The sequence below is a fragment of the Leclercia sp. GHBNCSD genome (assembly GCF_055805075.1).
In genome coordinates, this window is sequence record NZ_JBQVYO010000001.1 from 843948 (window position 1) to 861123 (window position 17176).

A 17176-nucleotide genomic window follows, 5' to 3' on the forward strand; every position below is an offset into this window, starting at 1 on the left:
AGGTCACTATTTTGCGGTCACAACCTGCATTCCTGAAGGCTCATTCTGCAGCGCAAGTGTCAGAACTTCCTCAATACGTTTCACCGGATGGATATCCAGATCGGCGATAACGTTATCCGGAATCTCTTCCAGATCGCGCTTGTTCTCGTACGGAATGAGAACCGTTTTAATGCCACCACGGTGTGCCGCCAGCAGTTTCTCTTTCAAACCGCCAATCGGCAATACCTGGCCACGCAGGGTGATTTCGCCGGTCATTGCCACATCGGCACGAACCGGGTTACCCGTCAGGCAAGAGACCAGCGCGGTACACATGGCGATACCGGCGCTTGGGCCATCTTTCGGCGTTGCCCCTTCCGGCACGTGAACGTGAATGTCGCGTTTTTCGTAGAAGTCCGGATTAATACCCAGTTTTTCCGCGCGGGCGCGCACCACGGTCAGCGCAGCCTGAATGGACTCCTGCATCACTTCACCCAGCGATCCGGTGTAGGTCAGCTTACCTTTACCCGGTACGCAGGCGGTTTCAATGGTCAGCAGATCGCCGCCTACTTCAGTCCATGCCAGACCCGTAACCTGTCCGACGCGGTTTTCGCTGTCCGCGCGGCCATAGTCGTAGCGCTGAACACCGAGGTATTCGTGCAGGTTGTCGCCAGTGATTTCAATGTGCTTCAACGACTTATCGAGCAGCAACTGTTTAACCGCTTTACGACACAGCTTGGAAATTTCACGCTCCAGGCTACGCACGCCCGCTTCACGGGTGTAGTAACGAATGATGCCGATAATCGCGCTATCATCGACGGTCAGTTCGCTCTCTTTCAGAGCGTTACGTTCAATCTGCTTCGACAGCAGGTGACGACGGGCAATGTTCAGCTTTTCGTCTTCGGTGTAGCCAGAAAGACGGATCACTTCCATACGATCCAGCAGCGGTGCCGGGATGTTCATGGAGTTAGAGGTCGCCACGAACATCACATCGCTCAGATCGTAGTCCACTTCCAGGTAGTGATCGCTAAACGCCACGTTCTGCTCTGGATCCAGCACTTCAAGCAGGGCAGACGCTGGATCGCCGCGCATATCGGACGACATTTTGTCGATCTCATCTAACAGGAACAGCGGGTTTTTAACGCCCACTTTCGCCATCTTCTGGATCAGTTTGCCCGGCATTGAGCCGATATAGGTCCGGCGGTGACCGCGGATTTCCGCCTCGTCACGCACCCCGCCCAGCGCCATACGGATATATTTACGACCGGTGGCTTTGGCGATGGACTGTCCCAGAGAGGTTTTACCCACCCCCGGCGGCCCGACCAGGCAGAGAATTGGCCCCTTGAGCTTATTCACACGGCTCTGAACCGCAAGATACTCAAGGATGCGGTCTTTGACACGCTCAAGACCGTAGTGGTCGGTATCCAGGATCTCCTGGGCCTGGCGCAGGTCTTTTTTGACCTTGCTGCGGGCGTTCCACGGAACCTGAACCATCCACTCGATATAGCCGCGTACAACGGTCGCTTCAGCCGACATCGGAGACATCATTTTCAGCTTCTGCAGTTCTGCTTCCGCTTTCTCTTTGGCCTCTTTCGGCATTTTCGCCGCGTCGATCTTACGTTTCAGCGCTTCGTTTTCATCCGGCGCGTCATCCATCTCGCCGAGCTCTTTCTGAATAGCCTTCATCTGCTCGTTCAGATAGTACTCGCGCTGAGATTTCTCCATCTGCTTCTTCACGCGGTTGCGAATGCGTTTCTCAACCTGCAGCAGATCGATTTCAGACTCCATCATCGCCATCAGATATTCCAGACGCTCGTTAACGTCGGACATCTCCAGCACGGACTGTTTGTCCGCCAGCTTCAGCGGCATGTGTGCAGCGATAGTGTCTGCCAGACGTGCAGGATCGTCGATACTGTTGAGCGACGTCAGCACTTCTGGTGGGATTTTTTTGTTCAGCTTGATGTAGCCTTCAAACTGACTGATCGCGGTGCGAACCAGCACCTCCTGCTCACGCTCGTCCAGCTGAGGCGAGTCGAGGTATTCCGCTTTTGCCGCAAAGTGTTCGCCATCGTCAGATAGCGTGGTAATACGCGCACGCTGTAGCCCCTCAACCAGCACCTTTACGGTGCCGTCAGGCAGCTTCAGCATTTGTAAAATAGAGGCCACGGTCCCGACGGTGAAAAGATCGTTTACACCCGGCTCATCCGTTGATGCTTCTTTCTGCGCAACCAGCATGATTTTTTTATCATGATCCATGGCGGCTTCAAGGCAACGGATAGATTTTTCCCGCCCTACAAATAAGGGTATGACCATGTGCGGATAAACCACCACATCGCGCAACGGCAATACGGGGATTTCAATGCGTTCAGAACGCTCAGGATTCATAGAGCTCTCTCTTAGTTTAGTGTCCGCCAGGTAAGCTGGTCATGAGACTGTGCTTCACATAACCATTAACATGTAATCCAGTATATGGGGATGTTTCCCACACATTCAACGTCATGTTTACGGAAAAATAAAAGGGGGGATTAAATCCCCCCTTTTTGATTAACTGCTTGTATGCTCTGGTGAATTATTCGCCAGATGCCTGCTGCGCTTCCGGCGTACCGTAAATCAGCAGCGGCTTGCTTTGACCGGCAATCACGGACTCGTCGATGACCACTTTCTCGACCTCTTCCAGGGAAGGCAGGTCGTACATGGTATCAAGCAGGGCTGCTTCAACGATGGAACGCAGGCCACGGGCACCGGTTTTACGTGCCATCGCTTTTTTAGCAATCGCATCAAGCGCTTCGTCGCGGAATTCCAGCTCAACACCTTCCAGATTGAACAACGCCTGATACTGCTTGGTCAGGGCATTTTTCGGCTCTTTCAGAATTTGAATAAGCGCATCTTCGCTCAGTTCTGTCAGCGTGGCGACAACCGGCAGACGACCGATGAACTCAGGGATCAGACCAAACTTGATCAGATCTTCTGGCTCAACCTGCATCAGCAGTTCGCCCTCTTTCGCTTTTTCAGACTTCGCTTTTACGGTGGCGCCAAAGCCAATACCCGAGCCGGTTTCAACACGGTTAGCGATGACTTTATCCAGACCGGCAAACGCACCGCCACAGATAAAGAGGATCTTGGAGGTATCAACCTGCAGGAACTCCTGCTGAGGATGCTTACGACCGCCCTGCGGTGGAACCGCGGCAACCGTCCCTTCGATCAGTTTCAGCAATGCCTGCTGCACACCTTCACCGGAAACGTCACGGGTGATCGATGGGTTATCGGATTTACGCGAGATTTTATCGATCTCATCGATATAAACGATACCGCGCTGTGCTTTCTGCACATCGTAATCACATTTCTGCAGCAGTTTCTGAATGATGTTTTCCACATCTTCACCCACATAACCGGCTTCGGTCAGGGTGGTGGCATCGGCCATGGTGAATGGAACATCCAGCAGACGTGCCAGCGTTTCTGCCAGCAGGGTTTTACCGGAACCGGTTGGGCCGATCAGCAAAATGTTACTTTTGCCCAGCTCAACGCCGTTGCTGTTATCCCCGTTACGCAGACGTTTGTAGTGGTTGTACACCGCCACTGCCAGCACTTTTTTCGCCTGTTCCTGGCCGATGACATAGTCGTCAAGATGATGACGAATCTCATGCGGGGTCGGTAACGCGCTGCGCTCGCGGTGTGGTGCGACTTCTTTAATCTCTTCGCGGATGATGTCGTTACATAAGTCGACACATTCGTCGCAGATATACACGGATGGCCCGGCAATCAGTTTGCGCACTTCATGCTGGCTTTTGCCGCAAAAAGAGCAGTAAAGCAGTTTGCCCGATCCATCTTTGCGTTTATCTGTCATGAGTCAAAACCTCTTTTTAAGTTCTTTGTGCCGCACATGACGACGCAAATGCCATTCTCAGACGCAAGCTGCTCGTAAGCAAAGTGCCGCCCTACCATAGTATAGCGGCACACCCGCGTCGTGGGCATCAATTACGATGGGTCAAAATGGAGTCGACTAAGCCGTACTCAACTGCCTCTGGTGCGGACAGGAAGCGATCGCGCTCGGTATCACGCTCGATCTGCTCAAGTGATTGACCCGTGTGGTGAGCCATAAGTTCATTCATACGCCCTTTAACTTTCAGAATTTCACGGGCGTGAATCTCAATGTCTGTCGCCTGGCCCTGGTATCCGCCCAGCGGCTGGTGGATCATAACGCGCGAATTCGGCAGGCAGAAGCGCTTGCCTTTCGCCCCTGCGGTCAGCAGGAATGCGCCCATCGATGCCGCCTGGCCCATACAAATGGTGCTCACATCAGGCTTGATGAACTGCATGGTATCGTAAATGGACATCCCGGCGGTGATAACGCCACCCGGGGAGTTAATGTACAGGTAAATGTCTTTTTCCGGGTTTTCCGCTTCCAGAAACAGCATCTGCGCCACGATCAGGTTCGCCATGTGGTCTTCCACCTGGCCGGTCATGAAGATAACGCGCTCTTTAAGCAGACGGGAGTAGATATCAAAAGAACGTTCACCGCGAGAGGTCTGTTCAATAACCATTGGCACCAGCGCCATATGGGGTGCAAAGTTATCTCGTTCGCCACTGTATGACATTTCCGTCTCCTGGATAAAAAATGAAAATACCTGCTGTACTGATTGTAACCTTGCGGACGGATTATCAGCCAGTCTCTTTGATACTGCTTCCCCACTAATGGGGATGGCTCAGCCCTATTTCAAGCATAACAATCTTTTGTTGTAACGCTAACACTGAAAAGGCGTTTTATCACGCTTCGTGATTTATAACTGTGATAAAAAAAACCCGCCGCCGAAAGGCAACGGGTTTTTTGCTCAAACTTTAAACAAAGCGGGCAGAATTATGCCTGCTGGTTCATCAGTTCGTTGAAAGAAGTGGCTTTTTCGGACACTTTCGCTTTGGCCAGAACCGCTTCAACAGCCTGCTCTTCCAGGGCGACATTGCGCATGTTTTCCATCAGCTCTTTGTTGCTGCCGTAGAAAGCAACAACTTCTGACGGATCTTCGTAGGCAGAAGCCATCTCTTCGATCAGACCTTTAACACGCTCTTCGTCAGCTTTCAGCTCGTGGGTACGAATCACTTCGCCCAGCAGCAGACCAACGACAACGCGGCGTTTAGCCTGCTCTTCGAACAGCTCGCGTGGCAGCTCCAGCGCTTGCTTCTCGTTGCCACCGAAACGCTGTGCAGCCTGACGGCGCAGAACGTCGATTTCGCTGTCGATCAGGGCAGACGGGATCTCGATCTCGTTAGCTTTAACCAGACCTTCGATAGCCTGAGACTTCACGCGGTTACGCACGGCGCCTTTCAGCTCGCGCTCCATGTTTTTACGCACTTCTGCACGCAGACCTTCAACAGAACCATCTTCAACGCCGAAACGCTTGATGAAATCTTCAGTCAGTTCTGGCAGCTCGCGGTCTTCGACTTTCTTCAGGGTAATGGCGAACTTAGCCGCTTTACCTTTCAGGTTTTCAGCGTGGTACTCTTCCGGGAAGGTCACGTCGATGGTGAACTCTTCGCCAGCGCTGTGGCCTTTGATACCGTCTTCGAAGCCTGGGATCATACGACCCTGGCCCATCGCCAGTACGAAGTCAGACGCTTTACCGCCTTCGAACTCTTCGCCGTCTACAGAGCCGGTGAAGTCGATGGTGACACGGTCTTCTGCATCAGCAGCGCCGTCTTTGTCTTTCCAGGTCGCCTGCTGCTTACGCAGGGTGTCCAGCATGCCGTCAACGTCAGCTTCAGTCACTTCAACGACAGGTTTTTCAACTTCAATCGTTTCCAGGCCTTTCAGCTCAACTTCAGGATAGACTTCGAACTCTACTGCGTAGGTGAAGTCTTCGCCCAGTTTGTATTCACCCGGAACATAGGTCGGGGAACCGGCTGGGTTGATTTTTTCTTTGATGATCGCGTCAACAAAGTTGCGGCTCATCAGGTCACCCAGCACGTCCTGGCGAACAGAAGCGCCATAACGCTGAGCAACGACATTCATCGGTACTTTGCCCTTACGGAAGCCGTCAATACGGACTTTCTTCGCTACGTTGACCAGCTCGCTTTTTACAGCGTTTTCGATGCTGTCAGCAGCGATTGTAATCGTTACACGGCGGCCAAGGCCTTGAGTGGTTTCAACTGAAACTTGCATCTTGTTACCTCAAAAAAATCACAGTGCTCGGTCAACTCTGAATTTGCCTCGCAATACCGGGATGCTCTCTTGTAGCAGATTCACATTCCCTGTCGCCAGAATCATCCCGAAGACATTCATTAAGACGCGGCATTATAGCGGCATCACTTTAGTGAGTCGAGAACGGTTGGCGTATGTTGCTGCGGCTTTTTTCACAAATTAAGGCTATTTTTAGCCTTAAAATCGCGCCACCGGCTCAAAACCCGGACAAAACAAAACGGCCCGCAGGCCGCTTTGACGTAATCTTTATGCAACATACTGGAAAAGCTCCTGCTGTTGCAAACAGGATTTATTAGGCGATCGTCCCGGCTCCCCGGCACGGTGGCGATGCGAAAATCGTATCCTGTAACCCTTTCCACTCTTTGATTGTATAAGTGTGGAGCGCCAGCGCATGGACCGTGGTCGAGAGCTCTTCCGTCAAGGTTCCGTAGATCATACGGTGACGGTTGAGAAAACGCTCGCCAGCGAAACGGTCACTGACCAGCACCACCTTAAAGTGGCTCTCAGAGCCTGCCGGTACGTTATGACGATAGCTTTCGTCGACGACTTCAAGGAACACAGGTTCAAACGCCGCCCTTAACTTATCTTCAATCTGTTCACGTATCATCATGAAATTACTCCTCCGACAACGCTGAGATGTCACCCATCCCTTTAAATGTTAGCCGCTTTTACCGCTTGCATAACAACAAGACAACAAAAATTTAGCTTTCGTCTGATTTTCTCATTCAACCGTATGAAGTCCTATAAGGGAAGCGTCGTTTTGTCGTTCGAATAACGGAAAAGCGTTTCAGGTGGTTAGTTTTCAGACAAGGCGATGAATTTACATGCGTTGACCACTTCCCCTTGCCGTTGGCGATGTTATGATGGCGGCAATTTTTATCTCTATATGCTTACGATTCGTTGAGAGCCTGAACATGTTAAAAAAACTCTTTTTCCCTTTAGTCGCCCTGTTTATGCTGGCTGGCTGCGCGACCCCGCCAACCACCATTGATGTTTCGCCAAAGATCACCCTGCCACAACAGGATCCAAGCCTGATGGGCGTGACCGTAAGCATTAACGGCGCAGACCAGCGTCGCGACCAGGCGCTGGCGAAAGTTACCCGTGACAACCAGGTCGTAACCCTGACCGCCTCCCGCGATCTGCGTTTCCTGCTGCAGGAAGTGCTTGAGAAGCAGATGACCGCTCGCGGTTATATGGTCGGCCCAAGCGGTGCGGTGGATCTGCAGATCATCGTGAACAACCTGTACGCCGACGTCTCTCAGGGCAACGTGCGCTATAACATCGCCACCAAAGCCGATATCGCCATCATCGCTACCGCGAAGAACGGCAACAAAATGAACAAAAACTACCGTGCAAGCTACTCTGTTGAAGGTGCGTTCCAGGCCTCTAACCAGAATATTGCTAACGCGGTTAACAGCGTGCTGACCGACACCATCGCCGATATGGCGCAGGACACCAGCATTCACGAATTCATCAAGCAGAACGCACGTTAAGTCTGCCTGCTGACCCGGCCTCCGGTCGGGTCAGTTTTACCTCATGTCCAGTCACTACTTACGCATTTTCCAGCAGCCTAAATCAGCTATCTTGCTGATCCTCGGTTTTGCCTCCGGTTTACCCCTTGCCCTGACATCCGGCACGCTACAGGCGTGGATGACCGTCGAAAATATCGATCTTAAAACCATCGGTTTCTTCTCGCTGGTCGGTCAGGCCTATGTCTTTAAGTTTTTATGGTCACCCATGATGGACCGCTACACGCCGCCTTTCCTCGGCAGACGTCGTGGCTGGTTGCTGATGACCCAGGCGATGCTGCTGCTGGCGATTGCCGCCATGGGCTTTCTTGAGCCTGCGTCACAGCTGCGCTGGATGGCTGCACTGGCAGTGGTGATCGCGTTTTGCTCTGCGTCGCAGGATATCGTTTTTGATGCCTGGAAAACGGACGTGCTTTCAGCCGAAGAGCGCGGCGCCGGGGCCGCCATCAGCGTGCTGGGTTACCGTCTGGGCATGCTGGTCTCAGGCGGGCTGGCCCTGTGGCTGGCGGACAGATACCTCGGCTGGCAGGGAATGTACTGGCTGATGGCCATCCTGCTTATTCCCTGCATGATCGCCACAATTCTTGCTCCGGAACCGAGCGATGTGATTCCGGTCCCCCGCTCCCTTGAGCAGGCTGTGGCTGAACCGTTGCGCGACTTTTTTGGCCGTAACAACGCCTGGCTCATTCTGCTGTTGATTGTGTTGTACAAACTTGGCGATGCGTTTGCGATGAGCCTGACCACCACCTTCCTGATACGTGGTGTGGGCTTCGATGCTGGTGAAGTGGGGGTCGTTAACAAAACGCTGGGGCTGATTGCCACCATTATCGGCGCGCTCTACGGCGGCGTGCTGATGCAGCGCTTAAGCCTGTTCCGTGCCCTGCTGATTTTCGGCATTCTGCAGGGGGTTTCAAACGCCGGGTACTGGCTGCTCTCCATCACCGATAAGCATATGCTCAGCATGGCGACGGCGGTGTTCTTCGAGAATCTGTGTGGTGGGATGGGGACAGCCGCGTTTGTCGCGCTGCTGATGACCTTGTGCAATAAATCGTTCTCCGCCACGCAGTTCGCCCTGCTCTCGGCCCTCTCTGCGGTGGGTCGGGTCTATGTTGGCCCTATCGCGGGCTGGTTTGTTGAAACGCACGGCTGGGCGGAGTTCTATCTGTTCTCTGTGTTTGCAGCCATTCCTGGGCTGCTCCTGTTATTACTATGCCGCCGTTCGCTGGAATATACCCAACAAACCGAACACTTTATGGAAAGAACGCTCTACTCGTCCGCCTATCGCTTCGCCTTAAGAATCTTACTGGCGGGATCTCTGATGCTGGCGCTGTGGCTTGTCGCGGCGATCGTGAATGCCACGACCACGCTCGATCTGCCGTTTACCCTGCTGCTGCTTGATGTGGGTGCGCTGCTGGCGATGGTCGGGATCGTAACCGGTGCGCTTCTCGATTATCTGGCCATGCGTAAAACCCAAACGGCGTAAAATGATAAAAAACGGTTATTTGCCGTTGTAATCACCTTGTGAAATTATAACGGCGAATAAATCTGTCCCGGTCAAAATAATATTTGTTGTTTCGTGCTTCTTAGAATTCCGGAAATTATTGGAAGCGGTAATAAACCCTATTTTCCTTTAACCGATTCAGCAACCGAAAGATTAATTTTCCGTTTTTTAATTGTCTTTTTATTGAAAATTATTTGTTAATTATTTGTGTCTTTTCCGCAATGGTTATACCAATTACCCCCTTTCCCCTCCCGACAGGACTGGATTCGTTATAAGCCGCGAATGGCGGGACTCCTGTCCAGGATTGGCTATACTTTGCAACATGTGTGACTTATCTGGCAGAACCCGGTAACACGTTACTGACACAGTCCTAATCATGTTTACAGTAATGTAACCTTCCCGTAAAATGCCCCCACACTTTAAACGCCACCAAGGTCCCCGTGGAATTGAGGTCGTTAAATGACACTTAGGAAATACAATAAAGGTTTGGGCTGGTTGTCGTTAATTGCAGGCACTGTATTACTCAGTGGCTGTGATTCTGCGCTTCTGGACCCCAAAGGACAGATTGGACTGGAACAACGTTCCCTGATTCTGACGGCTTTCGGCCTGATGATGATCGTCGTTATTCCTGCCATTTTGATGGCTATTGGTTTTGCCTGGAAGTATCGTGCGAGCAACAAAGATGCGAAGTATAGCCCTAACTGGTCACACTCCAATAAAGTGGAAGCTGTGGTCTGGACGGTGCCTATCCTGATCATCCTGTTCCTTGCCGTGCTGACCTGGAAAACCACTCACTCGCTCGAGCCGAGCAAACCGCTGGTTCACGATGAGAAACCTATCACCATTGAAGTGGTCTCCATGGACTGGAAATGGTTCTTCATCTACCCGGAACAGGGCATTGCTACCGTGAATGAAATCGCCTTCCCGGCGAACACTCCGGTAGAGTTCAAAGTGACCTCTAACTCCGTGATGAACTCCTTCTTTATTCCGCGTCTGGGCAGCCAGATTTACGCGATGGCCGGTATGCAGACTAACCTGCACCTGATTGCCAACGAAGCAGGCACCTATGACGGTATCTCCGCCAGCTACAGTGGTCCGGGCTTCTCTGGTATGAAGTTCAAAGCCATTGCCACACCTGACCGTGCCGCTTTCGACCAGTGGGTCGCTAAAGCGAAACAGTCCCCGAACACCATGTCTGACATGGCTGCGTTCGAAAAAGTGGCAACGCCTAGCGAATACAACAAAGTGGAGTACTTCTCTAACGTGAAACCGAATTTGTTCAAAGATGTCATTGGCAAATTTATGGGACATGGCAAGAGCATGGACGTGACCCAGCCTGAAGGCGAGCACACCTCGCACGAAGGTATGGAAGGCATGGACATGAGCCACGCGGAAACCGCTCACTAAGGGGCCGAGGAAGAAAATGTTCGGAAAATTGACACTGGATGCAGTGCCGTACCATGAACCCATTATCATGGTTACGATTGCTGCAATTATCATTGGTGGCGCGGCCTTAGTTGGCCTGATCACTTACTTCGGTAAGTGGAGCTACCTGTGGAATGAGTGGCTGACTTCGGTTGACCACAAAAAACTCGGCATCATGTACTGCATCGTCGGTATCGTCATGTTAATTCGTGGCTTTGCGGATGCGATCATGATGCGTAGCCAGCAGGCGCTCGCCTCGGCGGGTGAAGCAGGCTTCCTGCCACCGCACCACTACGATCAGATCTTTACCGCCCACGGCGTTATCATGATCTTCTTCGTGGCGATGCCGCTGGTTATCGGTCTGATGAACGTAGTTGTGCCGCTGCAGATCGGTGCGCGCGACGTTGCGTTCCCGTTCCTGAACAACCTGAGCTTCTGGTTCACGGTTGTCGGTGTGATTCTGGTTAACCTCTCTCTGGGCGTCGGTGAGTTCGCGCAGACCGGTTGGCTGGCCTATCCGCCGCTATCGGGAATTGAATACAGTCCTGGCGTAGGTGTTGACTACTGGATTTGGGCGCTGCAGCTCTCCGGTATCGGTACTACCCTGACCGGTATTAACTTCTTCGTGACCATCCTGAAGATGCGTGCCCCAGGCATGACGATGTTCAAGATGCCGGTATTTACCTGGGCATCTCTGTGCGCCAACGTCCTGATTATCGCCTCTTTCCCAATTCTGACCGTCACCATCGCGCTGCTGACCCTGGATCGCTATCTGGGTACCCATTTCTTTACCAACGATATGGGTGGCAACATGATGATGTACATCAACCTGATTTGGGCCTGGGGTCACCCGGAAGTGTACATCCTGGTTCTGCCGGTGTTCGGTGTCTTCTCCGAAATCGCGGCGACCTTCTCGCGTAAACGTCTGTTTGGTTACACCTCGCTGGTGTGGGCAACCGTATGTATTACCGTTCTGTCGTTCATCGTCTGGCTGCACCACTTCTTCACCATGGGTGCGGGCGCGAACGTAAACGCCTTCTTCGGTATTACGACCATGATTATCGCAATCCCTACCGGGGTTAAGATCTTCAACTGGCTGTTCACCATGTACCAGGGCCGTATCCAGTTCCACTCAGCAATGCTGTGGACCATCGGCTTCATCGTGACCTTCTCCGTCGGTGGGATGACCGGTGTACTGCTGGCTGTTCCAGGTGCTGACTTCGTTCTGCACAACAGCCTGTTCCTGATCGCGCACTTCCACAACGTTATCATCGGCGGCGTCGTCTTCGGTTGCTTCGCTGGCGTAACCTACTGGTGGCCAAAAGCGTTCGGCTTCACGCTGAACGAAACCTGGGGTAAACGCGCGTTCTGGTTCTGGATTATTGGCTTCTTCGTGGCATTTATGCCGCTGTACGTGCTGGGCTTCATGGGTATGACCCGTCGTCTGAGCCAGCAGATCGATCCGCAGTTCCACCCAATGCTGCTGATTGCAGCGGGCGGCGCGGCGCTGATTGCCTGCGGTATCGCATGTCAGCTGATTCAGTACTACGTCTCTATCCGTGACCGTAACCTGAACCGCGACCTGACCGGTGACCCATGGGGTGGCCGTACGCTGGAGTGGGCGACCTCTTCTCCACCGCCGTTCTATAACTTTGCCGTTGTGCCGCACATTCATGAGCGTGACGCATTCTGGGAAATGAAAGAAAAAGGCGAAGCGTACAAGCAACCTACGCATTACGAAGAGATCCACATGCCGAAAAACAGCGGTGCGGGCATTGTCATCGCCGCATTCACTACGGTATTTGGTTTCGCAATGATCTGGCACATCTGGTGGTTGGCGATTGTTGGCTTTGCGGGCGTCGTAATTAGCTGGATTGTGAAGAGCTTTGACGAGGACGTGGACTACTACGTACCAGTCCGTGAAGTCGAAAAACTGGAAAACCAGCATTTCGATGAGATTTCTAAAGCGGGGCTGAAAAATGGCAACTGATACTTTGACGCACTCAACTGCCCACGCGCATGACCACGCGCACCACGATACAGGGCCGACGAAAGTTTTCGGCTTCTGGATCTACCTGATGAGCGACTGCATTCTGTTCTGCTGTCTGTTCGCGACCTATGCCGTTCTGGTGAACGGCACAGCGGGCGGCCCGACCGGTAAGGACATTTTTGAGCTGCCGTTCGTTCTGGTTGAAACTGCCCTGCTGCTGTTCAGCTCCATCACCTACGGCATGGCGGCTATCGCCATGTACAAAAACAACAAGAGCCAGGTTGTCTCCTGGCTGGCGTTAACCTGGTTGTTTGGTGCTGGATTTATCGGGATGGAAATCTATGAATTCCATCACCTGATCATGGAAGGCTTCGGCCCGGATCGCAGTGGCTTCCTGTCAGCGTTCTTCGCGCTGGTCGGTACCCACGGTCTGCACGTGACTTCCGGTCTGATCTGGATGGCAGTGCTGATGTTCCAGATTTCCCGTCGCGGCCTGACCAGCACTAACCGCACCCGTATTATGTGCCTGAGCCTGTTCTGGCACTTCCTGGATGTGGTTTGGATCTGTGTGTTCTCTGTAGTCTATCTGATGGGGGCGATGTAATGAGTCATTCTAACGATCATGGCGCTTCCCACGGCAGCGTAAAGACCTACATGACAGGGTTTATCCTGTCGATCATCCTGACGGTCATTCCGTTCTGGATGGTGATGAGCGGTACTGCTTCTCACGCGGCAATTCTGGGTACCATCCTGGTTACCGCGGTAGTGCAGATTCTGGTGCATCTGGTTTGCTTCCTGCACATGAACACCAAGTCTGATGAAGGCTGGAATATGACAGCATTCATCTTTACCGTGATTATCATCGCAATCCTGGTAGTCGGATCCATCTGGATTATGTGGAACCTCAACTACAACATGATGGTTCACTAAGAGCGGCGAGTATGTTTAAGCAATACCTGCAAGTAACAAAACCAGGCATCATCTTTGGCAACCTGATCTCGGTGATCGGAGGGTTCCTGCTGGCTTCTAAAGGCAGCATCGATTACGCCCTCTTTATCTCCACGCTGATTGGGGTGTCACTGGTGGTTGCGTCCGGTTGTGTATTTAACAACTACATCGACATGGATATCGACAGGAAGATGGAAAGGACGAAAAATCGGGTGCTGGTAAAAGGCCTGATGTCTCCTGCCGTCTCGCTGGTGTACGCCACCTTGCTGGGTATTGCTGGCTTTATGCTGCTGTGGTTCGGTGCCAACCCTCTGGCCTGCTGGCTGGGGGTAATGGGTTTCGTGGTTTATGTGGGCGTCTACAGCCTGTATATGAAGCGTCACTCCGTCTACGGTACGTTGATTGGTTCTCTCTCCGGCGCTGCGCCGCCGGTGATTGGCTACTGCGCAGTCACCAACGAGTTCGACAGCGGTGCGCTCATCCTGCTGGCTATCTTTAGCCTGTGGCAGATGCCGCACTCCTACGCCATTGCGATTTTCCGCTTTAAGGATTATCAGGCAGCGAACATCCCGGTCCTGCCGGTGGTGAAAGGCATCTCTGTCGCCAAGAACCATATCACCCTCTACATCATCGCTTTTGCGGTGGCTACGCTGATGCTTTCACTGGGCGGTTACGCCGGATATAAATATCTGGTGGTGGCTGCAGCGGTCAGCGTCTGGTGGCTCGGCATGGCGCTGCGCGGATATAAAGTTGAAGATGATAAAGTCTGGGCGCGTAAGCTGTTCGGCTTCTCGATCATCGCTATTACCGCGCTGAGCGTCATGATGTCTGTAGATTTTATGGTCCCGGACTCACATAGCCTGCTGACTTACGTCTGGTAAGCTTGCCTGACAGCGTCACTCAACAGCCCGCCACCGTAATGGTCGCGGGCTGTTTTTTTTAATGTCATATCAAAAATTAATTATTTCAGCACGACAGATCACCTTAATATATTAATCAAGCTAAAAAAAGAACATATAACTCCTTTCGCTACATTTTGTCTGTCGCATTGTTATTATCTGGTGGTACTCTCTCGCCGTGAGTATTTAGCTCACCTTCTTTTTCATTTAATAAGGAAATAAAAGTGAAAGAATTATCACTAAATGAAATGCACTATGTCTCAGGTGGTTTTAATCTGTTCGGTGCTGCGACCGGCTTCACCCAGTTTGTCTGTAACTCCGGGGTCGGCTTTGGCTCTTTCGTTAGCACCGCAGGTGCCGCCTTTGCTGACTTCGTGGTAGACAGCGCTATCGCTTTTGGCTCATTCGTGCTGGGAAATTCTAACTGGCAAACTTTTGTTGATACCGGTTCAAATAACTGGAACGGTTTTGTCTCAACAGCAGGAAATAGCTGGCCAACCTTCGTTAATAACGCGGCCAGCGACTGGAATAATTTCCTCGCAAAAGCCAACGCGTAAAACAGGCACCGTACCAGAAACAGGTTATTCAACCTGTTTCTGGTTCATCATTAATTAACGTAAGTCGCCGAATCCAGCAAACACCCTATCCCCTCCCCTTTCGTTTACCCTGTTTTCTACTTAATAGCACAGATCATTCATGTAATTTATATTTGCTCACCATCGCTCTGTTTACCCGCACGCTCGCTCGCACTACACTGGACGCGCTTTTTAGACAGAGGTGGTAATGAACGATTATAAAATGACGCCAGGCGAGCTACGCGCGACCTGGGGGTTGGGGACAGTTTTTTCACTGCGCATGCTCGGCATGTTCATGGTCCTGCCGGTCCTGACGACATACGGTATGGCGTTACAGGGCGCAAGTGAGGCGCTGATTGGCCTTGCCATCGGCATTTATGGCCTGGCGCAGGCCATATTTCAGATCCCCTTTGGCCTGCTTTCCGATCGCGTCGGCCGTAAACCGTTAATCGTCGGCGGGCTGCTGGTGTTTGTCGCCGGTAGCGTGATTGCCGCCCTCTCCCACTCTATCTGGGGCATTATTCTCGGTCGCGCGTTGCAGGGCTCCGGTGCCATTGCCGCCGCCGTGATGGCGCTGCTTTCCGATCTGACCCGTGAACAGAACCGCACCAAAGCGATGGCCTTTATTGGCGTCAGCTTCGGCGTGACCTTCGCCATCGCCATGGTACTGGGTCCGATTATCACGCATGCACTTGGGTTACACGCCTTGTTCTGGATGATTGCCGTGCTGGCGACGCTGGGTATCGCCCTGACGATATGGGTAGTGCCGGACAGCAAAAATCATGTGCTGAACCGCGAGTCTGGAATGGTGAAAGGCTGCTTCAGCAAAGTACTGGTTGAGCCGCGCCTGCTGAAGCTCAACTTTGGCATTATGTGCCTGCACATTTTGTTGATGTCTACCTTCGTCGCCCTGCCCGGCCAGCTTGCCGCAGCGGGTTTTCCTGCGGCCGAGCACTGGAAAATCTACCTGGTGACCATGCTCATCTCGTTTGTCTCCGTGGTGCCATTTATTATTTATGCCGAAGTGAAGCGCCGGATGAAGCGCGTCTTCATCACCTGCGTCGCTCTGTTGTTGATTGCGGAAATTGTGTTGTGGGGCTCAGGCCCGCACTTCTGGGAGCTGGTTGCCGGGGTGCAGCTGTTCTTCCTTGCGTTCAACCTGATGGAAGCCCTGCTGCCGTCCTTGATCAGTAAAGAGTCGCCGGCAGGCTATAAAGGCACGGCAATGGGGATCTACTCCACCAGCCAGTTTATCGGCGTGGCAATCGGCGGTTCATTGGGCGGCTGGGTTGATGGCCTGTTTGATTCGCAAACCGTTTTCCTCGCGGGTGCGCTGCTGGCAACCCTCTGGCTGCTGGTCGCCAGCACCATGAAAGAACCGAAGTATGTCAGTAGCCTGCGGGTGGAAATACCGTCTGATGTGAATATCAGCGATGCCTTAAAACAGCGCCTTGAAGCCAAAGAGGGAGTCAGTGAGGTATTACTGGTACCTGAGGAGCGCAGTTTGTATGTCAAAATCGACAGTAAAGTGACAAACCGCTTTGAAGTTGAACAGGCCCTGAAAGCCTGAAAAAATGCCCGGCTTAGCCGGGCATTTTCTTAATCGCGGAAGTTCTTGAACTGGAACGGCTGGCCGAGATCGCCGCCGCGTACCAGCGCCATCACGCTCTGCAGATCGTCGCGGGATTTCCCGGTTACACGAATCTCTTCGCCCTGAATCTGCGCCTGTACCTTCAGCTTGCTATCTTTGATGAGCTTAACGATCTTCTTCTGAACCGCGCTCTCAATGCCCTGCTTCAGTTTGGCCTCAACAAACCAGGTTTTACCGCTGTGAACAAAATCTTCTGGCACATCCAGGGATGTCCCCTCGATGCCGCGCTTCAGCAGTTTTGCGCGCAGAATATCGAGCAACTGATTCACCTGAAAGTCAGACTCGCTCAACACCTTAATTGTCTTATTCGCGTCATTCAGCTCAAATGAAGCCTCAACGCCACGAAAATCGAAGCGAGACTCAACCTCGCGGCTGGCGTTGTCCACGCCGTTACGTACTTCCTGGATATCAACTTCGGAAACAATATCGAAAGATGGCATCTTTTCTTCTCCCTTCACTTTTGTTGCGTTGCATAATACCCGCTACGGG

General features: G+C 52.4%; 15 protein-coding genes. 9 read left to right on the top strand and 6 right to left on the bottom strand.

The window, feature by feature from the left end; all coding sequences use genetic code 11:
• Positions 1–6: 6 nt before the first annotated feature.
• From lon to bolA, 5 genes are all read right to left on the bottom strand, one after another.
• Positions 7–2361 (bottom strand): endopeptidase La, encoded by a 2355-nt coding sequence (gene lon / locus ACT3IC_RS04125; RefSeq protein WP_103178483.1) that lies wholly within the window; start codon positions 2359–2361, stop codon positions 7–9.
• A 184-nt stretch (positions 2362–2545) separates the two neighbouring features.
• Complete coding sequence (gene clpX / locus ACT3IC_RS04130) at positions 2546–3820, bottom strand: ATP-dependent protease ATP-binding subunit ClpX (RefSeq protein WP_103178482.1); 1275 nt, start codon at positions 3818–3820, stop codon at positions 2546–2548.
• Positions 3821–3947: 127 nt separating this feature from the next.
• Positions 3948–4571 carry an ATP-dependent Clp endopeptidase proteolytic subunit ClpP gene (gene clpP / locus ACT3IC_RS04135; RefSeq protein ID WP_032616835.1) on the bottom strand — a complete coding sequence of 208 codons (624 nt, stop codon included), beginning with the start codon at positions 4569–4571 and terminating at the stop codon, positions 3948–3950.
• A 260-nt stretch (positions 4572–4831) separates the two neighbouring features.
• On the bottom strand, positions 4832–6130 hold the full coding sequence (gene tig, locus ACT3IC_RS04140; RefSeq protein ID WP_103178481.1) for a trigger factor: 1299 nt from the start codon (positions 6128–6130) through the stop codon (positions 4832–4834).
• A gap of 331 nt (positions 6131–6461) precedes the next feature.
• Positions 6462–6779, bottom strand: coding sequence for a transcriptional regulator BolA (gene bolA / locus ACT3IC_RS04145; RefSeq protein WP_039032378.1), 318 nt, complete (start codon positions 6777–6779; stop codon positions 6462–6464).
• 304 nt (positions 6780–7083) lie between these two features.
• On the opposite strand from bolA, the gene ACT3IC_RS04150 reads away from it, so the two are divergent.
• The 9 genes from ACT3IC_RS04150 (at position 7084) to ACT3IC_RS04190 (ending at position 16606) form a co-directional block, all read left to right on the top strand.
• Positions 7084–7662, top strand: coding sequence for a lipoprotein (locus ACT3IC_RS04150; RefSeq protein WP_103178480.1), 579 nt, complete (start codon positions 7084–7086; stop codon positions 7660–7662).
• Between the two features lie 43 nt (positions 7663–7705).
• Positions 7706–9181, top strand: a complete 1476-nt coding sequence (ampG, locus tag ACT3IC_RS04155) for a muropeptide MFS transporter AmpG (RefSeq protein WP_214421672.1) — start codon at positions 7706–7708, stop codon at positions 9179–9181.
• Positions 9182–9658: 477 nt separating this feature from the next.
• A complete protein-coding gene (cyoA, locus tag ACT3IC_RS04160; protein ID WP_103178478.1) occupies positions 9659–10606 on the top strand; it encodes a cytochrome o ubiquinol oxidase subunit II in 948 nt (315 codons plus the stop codon).
• A gap of 16 nt (positions 10607–10622) precedes the next feature.
• Positions 10623–12614: a cytochrome o ubiquinol oxidase subunit I gene (cyoB, locus tag ACT3IC_RS04165; RefSeq protein ID WP_156653998.1), complete on the top strand. Its 1992-nt coding sequence runs from the start codon at positions 10623–10625 to the stop codon at positions 12612–12614.
• The gene (locus ACT3IC_RS04170; protein WP_103178476.1) at positions 12604–13218 is read left to right on the top strand and encodes a cytochrome o ubiquinol oxidase subunit III; all 615 of its coding nucleotides are present in this window, start codon (positions 12604–12606) and stop codon (positions 13216–13218) included. The genes cyoB and ACT3IC_RS04170 overlap by 11 nt, the downstream gene beginning before the upstream one ends.
• Complete coding sequence (locus tag ACT3IC_RS04175) at positions 13218–13544, top strand: cytochrome o ubiquinol oxidase subunit IV (protein WP_103178475.1); 327 nt, start codon at positions 13218–13220, stop codon at positions 13542–13544. The genes ACT3IC_RS04170 and ACT3IC_RS04175 overlap by 1 nt, the downstream gene beginning before the upstream one ends.
• Before the next feature lie 11 nt (positions 13545–13555).
• Positions 13556–14443, top strand: coding sequence for a heme o synthase (cyoE, locus tag ACT3IC_RS04180; protein ID WP_103178474.1), 888 nt, complete (start codon positions 13556–13558; stop codon positions 14441–14443).
• Positions 14444–14685: 242 nt separating this feature from the next.
• Positions 14686–15018 carry a hypothetical protein gene (locus ACT3IC_RS04185; RefSeq protein WP_473476303.1) on the top strand — a complete coding sequence of 111 codons (333 nt, stop codon included), beginning with the start codon at positions 14686–14688 and terminating at the stop codon, positions 15016–15018.
• 226 nt (positions 15019–15244) lie between these two features.
• Complete coding sequence (locus ACT3IC_RS04190) at positions 15245–16606, top strand: MFS transporter (RefSeq protein ID WP_103178472.1); 1362 nt, start codon at positions 15245–15247, stop codon at positions 16604–16606.
• A gap of 29 nt (positions 16607–16635) precedes the next feature.
• On the opposite strand, the gene ACT3IC_RS04195 is transcribed toward ACT3IC_RS04190, so the two are convergent.
• Complete coding sequence (locus tag ACT3IC_RS04195) at positions 16636–17127, bottom strand: YajQ family cyclic di-GMP-binding protein (RefSeq protein WP_103178471.1); 492 nt, start codon at positions 17125–17127, stop codon at positions 16636–16638.
• Between the last annotated feature and the right edge of the window lie 49 nt (positions 17128–17176).